The sequence below is a fragment of the Persicimonas caeni genome, from assembly GCF_006517175.1.
Lineage (GTDB): Bacteria > Myxococcota_A > Bradymonadia > Bradymonadales > Bradymonadaceae > Persicimonas > Persicimonas caeni.
Window position 1 is genome coordinate 2,075,298 of sequence record NZ_CP041186.1, and the last position, 14,756, is coordinate 2,090,053.

At 65.5% G+C, this 14,756-nt stretch carries 10 protein-coding genes; 7 read left to right on the forward strand and 3 right to left on the reverse strand.

Annotation, left to right across the window (positions count from 1 at the left end):
* The first annotated feature begins 117 nt into the window (after positions 1 to 117).
* Positions 118 to 2,148 carry a PAS domain-containing sensor histidine kinase gene (locus FIV42_RS07765; protein WP_141197123.1) on the forward strand — a complete coding sequence of 677 codons (2,031 nt, stop codon included), beginning with the start codon at positions 118 to 120 and terminating at the stop codon, positions 2,146 to 2,148.
* Here the strand turns inward: FIV42_RS07765 and plsX are convergent.
* Positions 2,117 to 3,193 (reverse strand): phosphate acyltransferase PlsX, encoded by a 1,077-nt coding sequence (gene plsX, locus FIV42_RS07770; RefSeq protein ID WP_141197124.1) that lies wholly within the window; start codon positions 3,191 to 3,193, stop codon positions 2,117 to 2,119. The genes FIV42_RS07765 and plsX overlap by 32 nt on opposite strands.
* Positions 3,194 to 3,291: 98 nt before the next feature.
* On the opposite strand from plsX, the gene FIV42_RS07775 reads away from it, so the two are divergent.
* Both FIV42_RS07775 and FIV42_RS07780 read left to right on the forward strand, forming a co-directional pair.
* The gene (locus FIV42_RS07775) at positions 3,292 to 4,824 is read left to right on the forward strand and encodes a M57 family metalloprotease (protein WP_141197125.1); all 1,533 of its coding nucleotides are present in this window, start codon (positions 3,292 to 3,294) and stop codon (positions 4,822 to 4,824) included.
* 326 nt (positions 4,825 to 5,150) lie between these two features.
* On the forward strand, positions 5,151 to 7,382 hold the full coding sequence (locus FIV42_RS07780) for a sulfatase-like hydrolase/transferase (protein WP_141197126.1): 2,232 nt from the start codon (positions 5,151 to 5,153) through the stop codon (positions 7,380 to 7,382).
* A 91-nt stretch (positions 7,383 to 7,473) separates the two neighbouring features.
* Here the strand turns inward: FIV42_RS07780 and FIV42_RS07785 are convergent, their stop codons facing one another.
* Entirely contained in the window at positions 7,474 to 9,492 is a 2,019-nt protein-coding gene (locus tag FIV42_RS07785) for a hypothetical protein (RefSeq protein WP_141197127.1), read from the reverse strand.
* Positions 9,493 to 9,837: 345 nt separating this feature from the next.
* Here FIV42_RS07785 and FIV42_RS07790 point away from each other — a divergent pair, with 345 nt between their 5' ends.
* The gene (locus tag FIV42_RS07790) at positions 9,838 to 10,146 is read left to right on the forward strand and encodes a DUF4286 family protein (protein ID WP_141197128.1); all 309 of its coding nucleotides are present in this window, start codon (positions 9,838 to 9,840) and stop codon (positions 10,144 to 10,146) included.
* A gap of 140 nt (positions 10,147 to 10,286) precedes the next feature.
* Here the strand turns inward: FIV42_RS07790 and FIV42_RS07795 are convergent, their stop codons facing one another.
* Positions 10,287 to 12,038 (reverse strand): vWA domain-containing protein, encoded by a 1,752-nt coding sequence (locus tag FIV42_RS07795; protein WP_222615410.1) that lies wholly within the window; start codon positions 12,036 to 12,038, stop codon positions 10,287 to 10,289.
* 176 nt (positions 12,039 to 12,214) lie between these two features.
* Between FIV42_RS07795 and FIV42_RS07800 the strand changes: the two genes are divergently transcribed.
* The 3 genes from FIV42_RS07800 to purN are packed head-to-tail and all read left to right on the forward strand — an operon-like array spanning position 12,215 to position 14,320.
* Positions 12,215 to 12,889: an ABC transporter ATP-binding protein gene (locus FIV42_RS07800; protein ID WP_141197129.1), complete on the forward strand. Its 675-nt coding sequence runs from the start codon at positions 12,215 to 12,217 to the stop codon at positions 12,887 to 12,889.
* A complete protein-coding gene (locus tag FIV42_RS07805) occupies positions 12,886 to 13,683 on the forward strand; it encodes an ABC transporter permease (protein WP_141197130.1) in 798 nt (265 codons plus the stop codon). The genes FIV42_RS07800 and FIV42_RS07805 overlap by 4 nt, the downstream gene beginning before the upstream one ends.
* Complete coding sequence (purN, locus tag FIV42_RS07810; RefSeq protein WP_141197131.1) at positions 13,676 to 14,320, forward strand: phosphoribosylglycinamide formyltransferase; 645 nt, start codon at positions 13,676 to 13,678, stop codon at positions 14,318 to 14,320. Before FIV42_RS07805 ends, purN begins: the two co-directional genes overlap by 8 nt.
* The last annotated feature ends 436 nt before the right edge of the window (positions 14,321 to 14,756 follow it).

Below are 14,756 nucleotides of genomic sequence, written 5' to 3' on the forward strand. Positions count from 1 at the left end.
GCCGGTTGACTCGCGCTGCGCGTGCGTCGATTGGAATCTCGGGGTTTCCACCTAGTTTTATGGGGGAGTTCGCTGTAGTCGCCGCACACCCACGTCAGCCCCACCCCCTTCGAGTCTATGACACAGCGTCGCGAGACCGAGCCACACATCGTAGCGCGCAAGACGCGTTGGCTGCTCGATGCCGCGCCCACGATCGCCGGAGGACTCATCTTGGCCGTCGCCATCGTGGTGCTGGTCGTCGGCTGGATCTTCGGAGTGCCCGCAGCTCAACGCATCGCCCCCGGCCTGGCAAGTATGAAGGCCAACACGGCAGTCGGCTTCATTCTGTTGTCGGGGGCCCTGCTCACCCTCGTGCACTGGAAGGGAAACGCCGGCCGATGGGTGACACGGCTGGCCGCGCTGGCGGCGGTGGTGCTCGGGGCTGCGACGCTGAGCCAGGACCTGTGGGGCATCAACCTGGGCATCGACACCCTCATCGCCGAAGACCCCCACTCGGTGTTGACGTGGCATCCCGGCCGCATGTCGCCGGGCACGGCCATCGGCTTCATGTTGACCGGCGTGGCGCTCACCGCATACGCCTCGCCGTGGCGCCGTGCCCGCAGGCTCGCCGACGGGTTGACCTTCTGGGTGGGCGTCATCGGTCTGTTGGCGATCATCGGCTATGTATACAACCTGGAGCGCCTCTATGAGGTGGCACCGTTCAATTCGATGGCGGTGCATACGGCGGTCAGCTTCTGCGTGCTGGCGTGCGGACTGGTCAGCTTCGACTGGCGCGAAGGCCCCGCCGAAGTCTTGGCGCGCGACAGCGTCGAAGGTGCCCTCTCCAGACGCCTGGTGCCCACCGGCCTGCTGGTGCCGGCTGTGCTCGGCGTAGTGTTCCTGCTCGGAGAAAACACAGGTCTGTACGGCCCCCACTTCTCCTTGGCGCTGCTGGCGTTGAGCACCGGGATCATCTTCGTTGTGCTCGTCTGGCGCACCGGGGTGGTCATCGAGTCGATCGACGAGCGGCGCCGCGTCAGCGAGCACCGCTTTCGCGAGTTGGCCGACGCGATGCCTCAAATCGTCTGGTCGGCAGGGTCCGACGGCCAGCCTGACTACGTCAACCAGCGCTGGCGTGAAGTGATGAAGCCCCACAACGGCGATGCTCTGGCTCAATGGCGACAAATGCTCCACCCCTGCGACCGAGACGAGTGGAGCGAACGCTGGCAAGCCTCGATCGCGTCGGGCGAGCCTTTCGAGATGGAGTATCGGGTCCGGGTCGCGCCGGATACATGGCAGTGGCACCTGGGGCGAGCCGTGCGCGTCGAGCCCCGAGACGACGAGCCGCGCTGGTACGCCACGAGCACCGACATCGACCACCAAAAGCGCGTCCAAGAGCACCTCGACGAGGCGTCCCGTCAAAAGGACGACTTCATGGCCATTCTGGGCCACGAGCTGCGCAATCCCATCGCCTCGATCATGAGCAGCGTCGAGTTTCTCCTGGCCCACGAGTCGGCGGCGAGCCAACAGAGGTTCCTCGAGATCATCGAGCGGCAAACCGGCCACATGGCCGGACTGATCGAGGACCTGGTCGACCTGGCCAGTATCAGTCGAGGGGAGTATCCGCTGCGCCCGGTGCAGCTCGACGTGGCCGACTTGGTCGAGCAAGTCGTCGAGGATGTGGCCGCGCAGGCCGACGACCACGACCACGAGCTGGTCGTCGAGGTCGACCGACCCACGCCCCTGGTCGCCGACCCGCTTCGCCTGCAGCAAGTCGTGCGCAACCTGGTCGACAACGCCATCAAATACTCACCTGACGGCAGCCGCATCGAGGTGTCGGTGGAGAATGCAGACGAGGACGGAGAAGTCGTCCTGCGGGTGGCCGACAACGGCCAAGGCATCGAGCCGCAAGCGCTCCCGTTTATCTTCGACCTGTTCATGCAGACGGAGCGCAGCCTCGATCGGCCCGGCGGGGGTCTGGGTGTGGGGTTGGCGCTGGTCAAACGCCTGGCCGAGATGCACGGAGGTTGCGTCGAGGCGCATAGCGAAGGCGTGGGCGAGGGAGCCGAGTTCGTCATACGCCTGCCGAAAGGACGCCTGACGCCCCAGGAGCAAGTGGCAGCGCACTCCGCCGAAGCTACTCCTTCTCGGCCAGCGCCCGGGCGATGACGCGCGGAAGCTCGGCGCGCACATTCTTGATGGCCAGCTTGATGGCGTTTTCGATCGCGCGGCTCTCCGAGTGGGGGTGCGCCACGATCATGACCCGGTCGATCCCCAACAGCGGCGCGCCGCCGTACTCCTCGAAGTCGGTCAACTGCTTGATGCGGTTGAGCCCGCCCGAGAGCAGCTTGAGGCCGAGCTTCCAGGCCATCTTCTCGCGGTAGGCCGAGCGCGCCAACTCGAAGGCTGCCTCGCTGACGCCCTCCAAGATCTTGATGGTCACGTCGCCCACAAAGCCCTCGCATACTATCACGTCGACCAAGCCACGGGGGATGTCGTGGCCCTCGATATTGCCGTAGAAGTGGACCCGCTCGTCATCTCGCAGCTTTTCATAGGCCTCGCGCACCGACTCGGTGCCCAAGGTGTTCTCGCGCGAGTTCGACAACAGGGCCACCCGCGGCCGCTCGTTGGCGCTGACAATCTGGGCGTAGGCCGAGCCCATCAGCGCGAACGTCACCAGGTCGCGCGCATCGGCACGCAACGAGGCGCCCACGTCCAGAAGCAGGCTGAACGGGTCTTGCTTCTCGCCGCGCTCACGCGGCGTCGGGTAGACCGAGGCCAGCGCGGCACGATGGACCCCGGGCAGCCGCTGGAAGGTGTGCACGGCGGTGAGCACCGCGGCGCCCGGATTGCCCGCGGTGACCACCGCGTCGGCCAACCCGTCGGCGCATAGCCGGCACGCCTCGGCGATCGACGAGTCGGGCTTGTCGGCCGTGGCCGTCTTGGCCGGCTCGCCCATGCCGATGGAGGTGGGCGCATGACATATATGGATGCGCTCGGGGTTGTGGCTCGTGCTCAGCAAGATCTCGGTGAGCTCGGCTTCGTCGCCGACCAGCGAAAAATACACCGGCCGAGCGGGCGGCTCGTACTTGCTCAACCGCGCCACGGCGCTGACCACTTCCCCGGGGGAGTGGTAGCCGCCCATGGCGTCGACGGCGATCGTAATGGGCGCGTCCGAGCTGTGCGCGGGCTTTCGGTCGTCAGAATGGGCCATAGTGCGCGCAATCTATCACTGGGTCTCCAGAGGGTCAAAGTCGGCCGAGCAGCTCCACGTTTTGCCTGGACGACCGTCCGTAGTAAGATAGCCGGGCCATGCGCCCTTCCCTACACATCTTGTCATTCGCCCTGTTCGTCGCCGCTTGCCTGATAGGTTGCAGCGACGAAGACGACGCGCCCGCGCCCACGATCAAAGGGCGCACCGAGGTGCCCGAAGGCGCCGACGGCAAGCCGTGCATCACCGACGACGACTGCAACAGCGAGTCGTGCTTGATGCAGTCGCACGGGTTTCCCGACGGCCACTGCACCACCTTCAACTGCGATCGCCTCGACTGCAGCGGCGAAGCGTCGGTATGCGCCGCCCTGTGGGACGGCACGCCCGCGTGTTTGCTCCCGTGTGAGGCCGACGAAGAGTGTCGCGACGGCTACACCTGCCAGTCAGTCTCCGGCCAAGCCGAGTCGACCTGCCTGCCGGCGGGCGGCGGAATCGATCCGGCCGAGGCCTTCGAGCCGACGCGCGATCTGCTGGCGTTCGACTGCGCGCCCACCGAGATTGGCCAGGACGATATCTACGGCCCAACATATACCTTCACCTTCGACCTCGGCGCCGAGGCCCAAAGCTTTTTGATGGTCCCCATGGTCGCCGAGGGCGTCGTAGTGCCGCTGTCGATGCAGACACCGAGCACGTCGGTCGACCTGCAGACCGATTACCGCCACCACAACGCACGCCTGGGCGAGCTCGACTTCATCCCCGATTTGGCCGAGACGGGCACCTTCGGCCAAGTCGGCCTCGACTGGCCCATCTTGGTGCCGTATGCCCCCCAATACGCCGATTATGTCGAAGCCGGGGGCACCTACGAGCTGACCGTGGCGGCCGACACAGCCACGCCTTGTCTGTATGTCGTCGAGGGGAAGACGGGCACCACCATCGATCTGAATATCTACTTGGTCGGCGCCGGCGGGCGCACCGCCGAGGACGCCAAGGACGATCCCGATCTGGCCGCGGTCTTCGCCCGCGTCGACGAGATCTATGCCCAGGCGGGCATCGAGTTGGGCGAGGTGCGCTTCTTCGACGTGCCCGCTCACGTGCGCGAGACCTTCCGGGTGCTGCGCTCGCAGGTCGACGTCTACAAGCTCACGGCTTACGGTGAGCCGCCCGACGAGACGCTCGACGGCCACCTGTCGGTCGATCTCTTCCTGGTCGACGACATGCAATTCCACGGCGCGAACGTGCTGGGCATCTCCGCCGGCGTCCCCGGCGCGGCGGGCCTGCACGGCAACCCGCGCAACGGACTGGTCTTCCAGACGGTCGATCTCGGCGCCGACAACGACCACGTCGCCCACATCCTCGCCCACGAGGTGGGCCACTACGTCGGGCTTCGCCACACCACCGAGGTCTACAAGGGCACGAACACCGACGCCGAGCGCCAGATCGACCGCATGATGGGCGTGGTCGACCCGATCGAGGACACGGCGATCTGCGAAGAGATCCAGCAAACGGGCTTCGATTGCCCCGACGCCGATAATTTGATGTTCCCGGCCGCCCCACCCGCGCATCTAAGTATCGACCCGCGCCTGACCCCCGGCCAAAAGGCGGTTTTTCAAGCCAGCCCCTTGGTCAAACGGTGAGCTCTGCGCGTTGTTACCCCGAAACGACAAAAAGTTGCCAAAAAAGTGCCAAACGACTTGACAGCCACGCCAGAGCGACTAAACTTGGACGTGGTTCTCGGAGGACGGTCGACATGCAATCCCCCCAGGCCGTTAGCCAGGTACATGTCCTATGGCTACGCGTTACGTCCTCTGAGAACCATTTTCTTTTTTCAGCGCCCCGTTGAGGGCGCTTTTTTGTTTCTTGCCATCGCGCTCCCAACTTCAACACATCAACGAATAGAATTTCTGCGCCCCATCTGATACTCAAGTAGGTCGGTAAAACTCCAACGCTTTCTCGACCGACCATGAATCATATCCTGACCGGAGTTCGCGCCGGTGTTATCTCCGCCCTGGCGCTGACCCTGTGGAGCTTCTTGGCCACCAGCGCTGCGATGGGTGACGCCAGCGAAGCGACCGGCTTCTACTATATTCTGACTGCGTTCGGGCTGCTCGGGCTGCCCCAGGTGATCTTCGGGGCCGTCTTGGGCGTGCTCGCCGCCGGATGGGCGGCGTTCTTGGGCGAGGACTTCCGCGCCCGGCTCGACAAACCGGCCGTCGATCACCGCACCGCTGCCAGCCTGTTGACCGGCCCGATCTTGGCCGGCTTGGTCGGCGCGGGCGTCGGCGCGCTGCACTTTGCAGTGACCGGCAACTTCGTACGCAAGATCTTCCAGACGCTCGGCCTCGGCCTGGGCGGCGCGGTGATCGCCGCCGGCGCGCTTCTGGCCGCCCCGCTCTTCTTTGGCGGCGCGCTGGGAGTGGTCCGCAAGCTCTTTCCGGCGCGTGACGCCGAAAAGTCGGTGCCCCGGGCGACGATGACCGTCGTGGGCGTCTACGCCATCGGCCTCATCGGCGGGCTCATCTTCGGCTATCAGTACGCCGCGGGCCTGCAGGTGTGGAGCGCGACGCTTCTGCGCATGGGCTTCGCGGCGATGCTGCTCACGCCGATCTTGATGGGCGCAATGCTCAAGTTCGACGTCGATCGCATCGCCTGGCGCATCGGCGTGCCGGTGGCCGGCGCGGTCGCCGCGGTGGTCTGCTTCTTCGGCGCCTTCGGTTGGTCGAGTTCGACCCCCGAGATGCGCCAGGCGACCACGCGCCACTCGGCGCTGCTGTCGACCACCGCCAAGGCGCTCGAGCCGCTGGCCGATCGCGACGGCGACGGCTTCGCCAGTGGACTCGGCGGCATCGACTGCGACGACTCCAACAAGAACGTCTACCCGGGCGCCAAGGACGTGCCCAATAACGGCATTGACGAGGATTGTTCGGGCGCCGACGCCGAGCCGCCCAGCGGCAACGACCACCCGTCGCGCAAGATCATCGGCCTGGCCCTCCAGGCGGCCGAAAACGCCGCCAAGAACGAGGCCGAGAATATCCCCGAGCCGCCCAAAAACCTGGTCTTCATCCTGGTCGACACCCTTCGCCAGGACCACATGGGTTACGCGGGCTACGAGCGCGACACCACCCCCAACATCGACAAGATCGTCGACGAGTCGGTGGCCTTTATGGACGCCTACGCCCCCAGCCCGCACACCCCGCGCAGCATCCCGCCGCTCTTCTTCAGCCGCTACCCCAGCCGCATGACCTGGCGCGGGGCGAGCTGGAACTACCCGGAGATCTTGCCCGAAAACCTGAGCATGTTCGAGGTGCTCGACGAGCAGGGCTACTTCGGCATCGGCATGACCAGCCACTTCTACTTCGAGGCCGACCAGGGCATCCGCCAGGGCTTCGACGAGTGGGACAACTCCGGCTCGGGCACCATCGCCGAGTCCAACGACGACATCGCCGCGCCGCGCATCTGGAAGAAGACCGAGCCCACCATCGAGCGGCTCGCCAAGCAATGGAAAGAGAACGAGGAGCCATTCACCCTCTTCGTGCACCTCTTCGAGCCGCACGCGCGCTGGATCCACCACGACGAGTATAGCTTCGGCAAGGGCGGCAAGACCGCGCGCGAGCGCCACATCAACAACTACGACTCCGAGATCGCCTACGTCGACGCCTACGTCGGCCGAATCGTCGACAAGCTCAAAGAACAAGGCCTATACGACGACTCGGTGCTCGTCATCACCTCCGACCACGGCGAGGGCTTCAACGAGCACGGCTACTTCTTCCACGGCCAGACGCTCTACAACGAGATCATCAACGTACCGCTCATCATCCGCGTGCCCGGCTGGCACAACCGCAAGGTCGAAGGCCCCGTCAGCCTCGTCGACGTCGCCCCCACGCTGCTCGAGCTCTTCGGCGTCACCATCCCCCAGGAGTTCCAGGGCGTCAGCCTCGTCGAGACGATGCTCGGCCGCTCGGGCGTGCCCGACCGACCGGTCTTCGCCGAACTGCTCCCCTACACGAGCTGGAAAGAAAAACACCAGGCCATCATCCACGGCGACGAGAAGTTCATCTACGTCGTCACCAACGGCATCGAAGAGTACTACGACCTGGCCGAAGACCCCGGCGAGCAGAAGAACCTTCGCCAGGAACGAAAGGAGCGCGCCGACAAGCTCAAAAAGCGACTCCAAGAGTTCATGCAGGGCAACTGACAGCAAGAATCACCACGGGGAACACGGGGACACGGGGAAAGGCCTAAAAAGTCTTTTCTCCGTGTCCCCGTGCTCCCCGTGGTGAACTCCCCTACTGCACAGCGTCCGCATTCGCATTCACATCCGCCACGATCGACAACTGGTCGCCCTGCTCCCCGTGGATTTCGGCCTCGGGGTTGTCGATGGTCAGCCACTCGAGCTCGGCCGCGGCGGTCAGCTCCATCTTGTCGCCGAGCATCTCGCTGGTGAGCTCGATGAGGTTGGCGAACAGGTCTTCGACCTTCTTGTCGTCCAGGTCGATCTCGTGCTCCTGGTCGATGTCGGCGCGCGCCTCGGCGTCCAGGCTCAAGGCGAGCTTGCCGTCGCGCGCCTCGAATTGAGCGGTGATGTCGACGAAGAGCGCCACGGTCACGATTTCGATGGGCTCGCCCTCGGTCGGCAGCAAGCGCAGGTCGACGAGCAGCTCGCCCAGCTCGATGCCGATGTCGCTGCCTTCGGCATCGGTCGAGCCGAGCGAGGCGACCGGCGGCAGTTGCGGGCGAAGCTTCAGCCCGGCCGGCGTCGTCTGCTCGTCGAGCGAGCCGATGCGGTCGTCGAGCAAGATCGCCAGCGCCGAGGCCGTCAGCTCGACGGGCAGGTCGTAGCCGGCAAAGTCCGCACCGGCCAGCTCGAGCGTCAACAGCCCGCTTCGCCAGGCGCCGTGCAGGATGCGGTTGATGGCGCTGCGGTGGGTCGTAAACAGGATATCTCCCTCCACCTTGGGCGCCGAGCGCGCCCCCAGCGGCAGGTTCAGCGCGCCGGGCGCCTCGGGCACCTCCTCGTAGCGATCCGAGACGATGGCGATGGAGGCGTTCAGGTAAATCCCCTCCGAGTTCGTGCGCACCGCGCGGATATACAGCTGGAACTCGAGCGTGCGCCCCAGAAGCTCGACTTTGCGCCGCAGCACGCCCGGGTCGTACAGCTGGTCGAAGATCTGGTCGCTCAACAGATCCGAGAACGCCGCCTTCGCCGCGTTGACCGCGATGGTGCGCAGCGTGTCGCGCTCGCTCTCGGAGAGGTCCTGCTCGGAGAAGCCGTCGAAGGTAAAGTGCAGATTCTCTTCGGCCAGGTCGAGCTCCGACTGGCCGAACGACACGTCCAGGCCGCCCGCCTCGCTCGCCTTCAGCACGACCTCCGTGGTGATCGTCGTCTCGTCGATGGTGATGGTGATCGGGTAGTCGTCGCTGCCGATGGTCGCCGTGCCCGCGAGCTGGAAGTTGGTGACGAGCACCTCGATGCCGACGTAGCCGTCGGGGTAATTCGAATCGGGCGAGTTCGGCGTGAGCGTGGCGTCGAGCGCGTCGAAGTCGACCGAGTCGACCGAGATCGTGCCGTTGTCCGACAAGCTCGACTGCACGAACCCGGTGACCCGCTCGGGGGTGAGCAGGCCCTCGATGACCTCGGTCGCCGTCTCCAGCGCCGCGGGGCTGAGCAGAATCTCGGCGGCCGAGTCGATCTCGGAGGTCGGGTCGGCCAGCGGCCCGTAAATCGCCCCGCGAAGCGTCGTCGCCTCGTTGCCCGCCATGTCGACGGCCCGAAGCTCAAACTCGTTGTACCCCTCGTCGAGGCTCGCCACGTGCGAGAAGTCCCCCGCCTCGTCATAGCTCACCGCCGCCCCGTCGAGCGCCAGCACCTTCAAGCCGGTCCCCTCGTCGGTCGCCACGCCCTCGAACACCACCTCGCCGGCCTGCGCCCCGTCGACGAACACCCCGCGCGCCGGCGAATCGAGCACGATCACCGGCGCAATCGTATCGACCGTAAAGTCGACGCTCTCCTGGGCGTCCCGCGCCGTCACCGTCACCGTCTGCGGCCCCTCCTCGAAGTTCACGTTGGCCTCGAACTCCCCGGCGACCACCTCGGCCTTCGTCCCGTTGACCATCACCTCGTCGACGTTCTCGGCGGTGCCGCTCACGCGCACCCTCGACTTGTTCACGTAGCCGCCCTGCTCCGGGTAGCTGATCGTGAGCACGGCCGGCTCGAGGTTCTCGTCGGGATCGTCGGCGCAGGCTGTTGTGACGAGCGAGAAAGCGAGGAGGGTGAGGACGGCGAGGGATAGACGGTGTACAGACATTGCAGACTTCGGGGCGTTGGTATGGTTCAAATCGGCTGCGTAAATTGATATCGGTTTGGAGGGTGGGGATCAATGAGGCGTGGCGATTTTGGGGCTCCTTGCTTTGCGGCGCGCCCCCTACGACTCGTGCGGTTCCGACTCTGAAACTCCATGCTTTACGGCGCCCCCCATCCGACTCGAGCTCAACAGCGCTCGAGCCACCTTCCCCCGGGGGAAGGGTTGCCTTAGCGCGCCTGTACCACGTAGCTTTTCGCAGGGTCATCCCTTCCCCTCGGGGAAGGTGCCCGTAGCAAAGCGAAGGGCGGATGGGGGGCCCCGGAACCCGAACCTGACGAAAAAGAACGAATGCTCTACACCGTCTACATCAAAATCGACACCGCTCGCTGCAACGACTGGGAAACGTGGATGCAAGAAGTCCACATCCCCGACGTCCTCGACACCGGCTGCTTCGCCCACGCCACCCTCGCGCGCAACCCCGACGCGGACACCGACACCCGCCGGGCCTACCGCGTCGTCTACCGCGCACTGTCCGACGAGGCGTTCGACACCTACCAAAAAGAACACGCCCCGCAGCTCCAAAAGGAGCATACGGAGCGTTATGAAGGGGCGTTCGAGGCGTGGCGGGATGTGTTACCGGTCATCGACGGCTACTAGGACGGACAAACTACAATTTGTGGGTCGCGCTGGCATCCGTGGTCGGTTCTCGACGGTCCATCCACCGACCACTTGTGATAACACGACCCTCAAATCGTTGTTTGTCCGCTCCCATAGCGCCCTCGCACCGAACTAAGCTGTCAGCCGTTCGACAGCTTCTTCGCCTTCTTCACCAGTTGCAGAAACTCCTGGCGGTCCTGCTGCCCGGCGACCGTCGCGCCCTGCGCGATCTCTTCGATGAGGTCGTAGCTCAGGTTCTTGGCGTAGGGGCTCTCGCGCAGAATCTCGGCGAACCCGGCCACGGCGGTGGCGAATTGGAAGTCCTTGCTCGCCTCTCGGATCGAGCTCTTCAGGTCGCCGCGGGTCAGCAGGAAGGCCTGCTCGCTCGCCTTGGCGCCGTCGGGCTTTTTGGCGCGGATGCGCACGGTGCCCAGCTTGTTGCTCTCTTTGGCGCCCTTGTCGGTCAGCACCAGCTCGTACAGCGCGGTGACGGTGTGCCCGGCGCCGATCTCGCCGGCGTCGACCTTGTCGTTGCGGAAGTCCTTGTCGGCGATGTCGCGGTTCTCGTAGCCGATCAAGCGGTACGACTCGACCGCCTCTTCGTCGAACTCGACCTGAATCTTCACATCCTTGGCGATGACCTGCAGCGTGCCGTCGAGCTGCTCGCCGAAGACCTTCCAGGCCTCCTTTTCGGCGTCGATATAGTAGTAGTTGCCGTTTCCGTTGTTGGCCAACTGCTCCATCATCGTGTCTTTGTAGTTGCCCATGCCGAAGCCGATGGTCGACAGCGTGACGCCTTCGTCGACGAAGTGCTTGATGCGCTTCAAGATCTGCTGGTGCGAGGCGGGGCCGACGTTGGCGTCGCCGTCGCTCAACACGATGACGCGATTGACGTGGTCACGCTCGTGGTTCTGCAGCGCCAGCTTGTAGGCCAGCTCCAGCCCCGAGTTCATCGCCGTCGAGCCGCCCGACCTCAGGCTCTTGATGGCCGTCAGGATCCGCCCTTTGTTCTCGATGCCCGTCGGGTCCAAGATCTTGGCGACGCGGCCGGCGTAGGTGGCCAGGGCCACCGTATCGCCCTCCTGCAGGTTATTGGTCAGAATCTCGAGCGACTTCTGGGCCAGCCCCAGCTTGTCGGGGCTCGACATCGAGCCGGAGACGTCGACCAAGAAGGTCAGGTGCACCGGCTTGCGCGTCGAGCGGGTCACCCGCTTGCCCTGCACGCCCACCCGCAAGATCTTGCGGCGCTCGGCCTCGTCTTCGGCCACGAACGGGCTCGGCGCGGCCTCCATGAACACGCCGAAGGCGCCCGAGTCGGGGTCGGGATAGCTGTAGCGGAAGTAGTTGACGAACTCCTCGACGCGCACCGCCGACGACGGGGGCATCTGCCCGTAGTTGAGCTTGCGCCGCGCGATGGTGTAGGCGCCGGTGTCGACGTCGATGGCAAACGTCGACAGGGCGTCCTCGGCCGTCTGGGTCATCTGGTTGACGCCGTAGTTGGCGTAGTCCTCGGTATTCGCCTGCTGCTCGCGCCGGGGCGTCGCATGCCCCTGCACGTCCAAGCCTCCCCGCAGCGAATCTTGCGCCACCGCGCCCATCGTCGGCTTGGCCTCGGCCTTCTTGACGCGACGCATGCGAGTCGCGCGCTTGGCCTGCTGCTGGCGCGGCGCCTGCGGCATCGGCTCGGCCGCCGTGGCCTCCTCGGCCGGCGCCGCCTCCGGCGCGGGAGCGTAGTCGTCGGCCGACTCCGCCTCCCCGCCGAAGGTCACCTCCGAATGGACGGCCTCGTCGGCCTCGGCGAATTTCTCCGATTGCTCGTGGCTGCACCCTGCGGCCATGGCCATCGCCAACACGAGCATTGCACTCTTGGTCTGGATCGTTTGAAACTTCATGGCGTCGGCTCCTCTGCGTTTTGCCTGTCTTGCTGAGAACGTGTGAGTCTTGAGATCGTCTGCGTCGTTCGAATGTTGTCCGCGATGGCCATCGCTCTTGTCGTTACATCTGGTACACACGCAGCAGCGGCGAAACCGATCTAAAGTTTTTTGAATTTTTTTGGTGAGTCGCCCCCATGCCCCTCTTGAGCGCCCAAAACATCGCCTGGAGCCCGCCCGACAGCGACGCCCTGCTCTTCGCCGACGTCGACTTCGACGTCGACGCCGGCGAGCGCGTCGTCCTCGAGGGCCCGTCGGGCTCGGGCAAGTCGACGCTGCTCCGATGCCTGGTCGGCCTCGAACCCAGGCGCTCGGGCACCGTGCGTTGGCGCGGCGAGCCCGTCGACGCCGAATCCATGCGCCGCTTTCGCAACCGCGCGACCTACGTGCAGCAGCGCCCCAGCGCCATCAGCGAGACGGTCGGCGAGAACCTGGCGTTCGCCCGCGAGATGGCTCGCCAATTCGCCGGCGACCGAGCGCTCGACGAAGACGGCCAACATGACCTGCTCGAGCGCCTGGGCCTGGGCCACATCGGCATGTCGCGACGCTTCGACGACCTGTCGGTCGGCGAGCAGCAGCGCGTCTGCCTGGTGCGCGCGCTCACCGGCCAACCCGACATGCTCCTGCTCGACGAGCCCACCTCGGCGCTCGACCCCGAGCGCGTCGAGCAGATCGAAGACCTCCTTATCGCCTACGTCGACGACGCCCCCGACCGCCGCGCCTTCGTGTGGGTGAGCCACCAGCCCGACCAGATCGAGCGCATCTCGACGCGCGTGCTCGACGTGTCCCAGTGGACGCAGGAGCGCCGATGAACGACCTCGTCGTCCTCACCCCGTGGGACCTGGCGCTGGCGGCGCTCTTGCTCATCATCCCCGCCGCCATCAGCATCGCGCTCAAGCTCGGCCTCGAAAAGCGCCTCGGGATTGCCTCGGTGCGCACCGTCGTCCAACTGGCGTTTATCGGGGTCGTGCTCGAGTGGGTCTTCGAGCTGAACCGCTGGTACTACGTCGTCCCCGTGCTGCTGGTGATGCTGCTCGTCGCCGCCCGCGCCGCCATCCAACGCTCCGAGCGACGCTTCCCCGGCGCCTACCTCGCCGCCTTCGGCTCGCTGGTGCTCGCAAGCTCGGTGACCGCGTTTAGCGTCACCGAGGTCGTCATCGGCGTCGAGCCGTGGTACGCCCCGCGCTACGTCATCCCGCTCATCGGCATGCTCCTGGGCAACGGGCTCAACGGCATCAGCCTCGGCCTCGACCGGCTGCTGAACGACCTCGTCCAGAAACGCCGCGCCGTCGAGGCCCGGCTGGCCCTGGGCGCCTCGAGCTGGCAGGCCATCCAGCCGTGGATGCGCGACGCGGTGCGCAGCGGCATGGTCCCCATCATCAACTCGATGATGATCGTGGGCCTCGTCAGCCTGCCCGGCATGATGACCGGCCAGATCTTGGCCGGCGCCGCGCCCATCAACGCGGTTGCCTATCAGATCCTGATCATGTTTATGATTGCCGCGGCCACCGCCCTCGGCGTAATCATGCTGTGTCTGCTCTGCTACAAAGTCCTCGCCCATCCGGAGCATCGCATCCGGTGGGAGCGAATCGTGTCGAATGATTAGCAAAGAGAAAGCCGTGCTAAGAAATCCAACCTTCGACAACCTCCCGACCATCCAGGGCCCCACACCCCGCCTGGGCGTATTGGCCAGCGGTAGCGGCACGAACTTCGACGCCATCGCCCACGCAATCGAAGAAGGCGTGCTCGACGCCGACATCGCCTGCTTGGTGTGCAACTGCCCGGGCGCCGGCGCCTTCGACGTCGCCGAGCGTCACGGCATCGACGCCGAGCTGGTCGACCACCGCGAGTTCAGCTCGCGCAAGAGCTTCGACGAGCGCGTCCTCGAGGTGCTGCGCGCCCACGACGTCGAGTGGGTGATCATGGCCGGCTGGATGCGCCTGGTCACCAAGGGCTTCATCGAGGCCTACGCCGAGAAGATCCTCAATATCCACCCCAGCCTGCTGCCAAGCTTCAAGGGCATCCGCGCCGTCGAGCAGGCCCTCGAGGCGGGCGTCAAGATCACCGGCGTGACCGTCCACCACGTCGTCCCCGAGGTCGACAGCGGCCCCATCGTCGCCCAGGCCGCCGTCCCCATCCTCCCCGACGACACCGCCGACTCGCTACACGCCCGCATCCAGGAACAAGAGCACTTCATCTACCCACGCGCGATTGCGTTGGCGATTGCGGAGGAGCGGGCATAGAGAGAGGCATTGCAGCTCCGCGGCGATGCCCCGGCCGGCCAGCCTGGAGGGGACTCCACCGTCTCCCGGTCCGACCCGAGGCCGGAAAAATTCGACCTAAGCCCCTCCCTTTCCGGCCTCGGGTCGCGCCTCCTCCCAAAAAGTTCCAGATCTTACGGCCCCGGTTGCCGCGGCGACTCACCAAGGTCGCTCCACGCGCGGCCCTCGGTGCCGCGGCGTCGCGAAAAATTGCAGAAACCGCGACCCGAGGTCATGTAAGCGTCACAAAAAATTGCTCGAAGGCGTGACCCGAGACCGCGATTCTTGGCGCCGAGCCGCGTCGCACGCGACCCCGGGTCAAAAATTTTCGCGTCCCGCATCTCACGATCCCGACCCTGGGCCGCATTTTTCGCGACCTCACCCGCTCACCGCGACACCCCAGCCCACAATTTTTGCA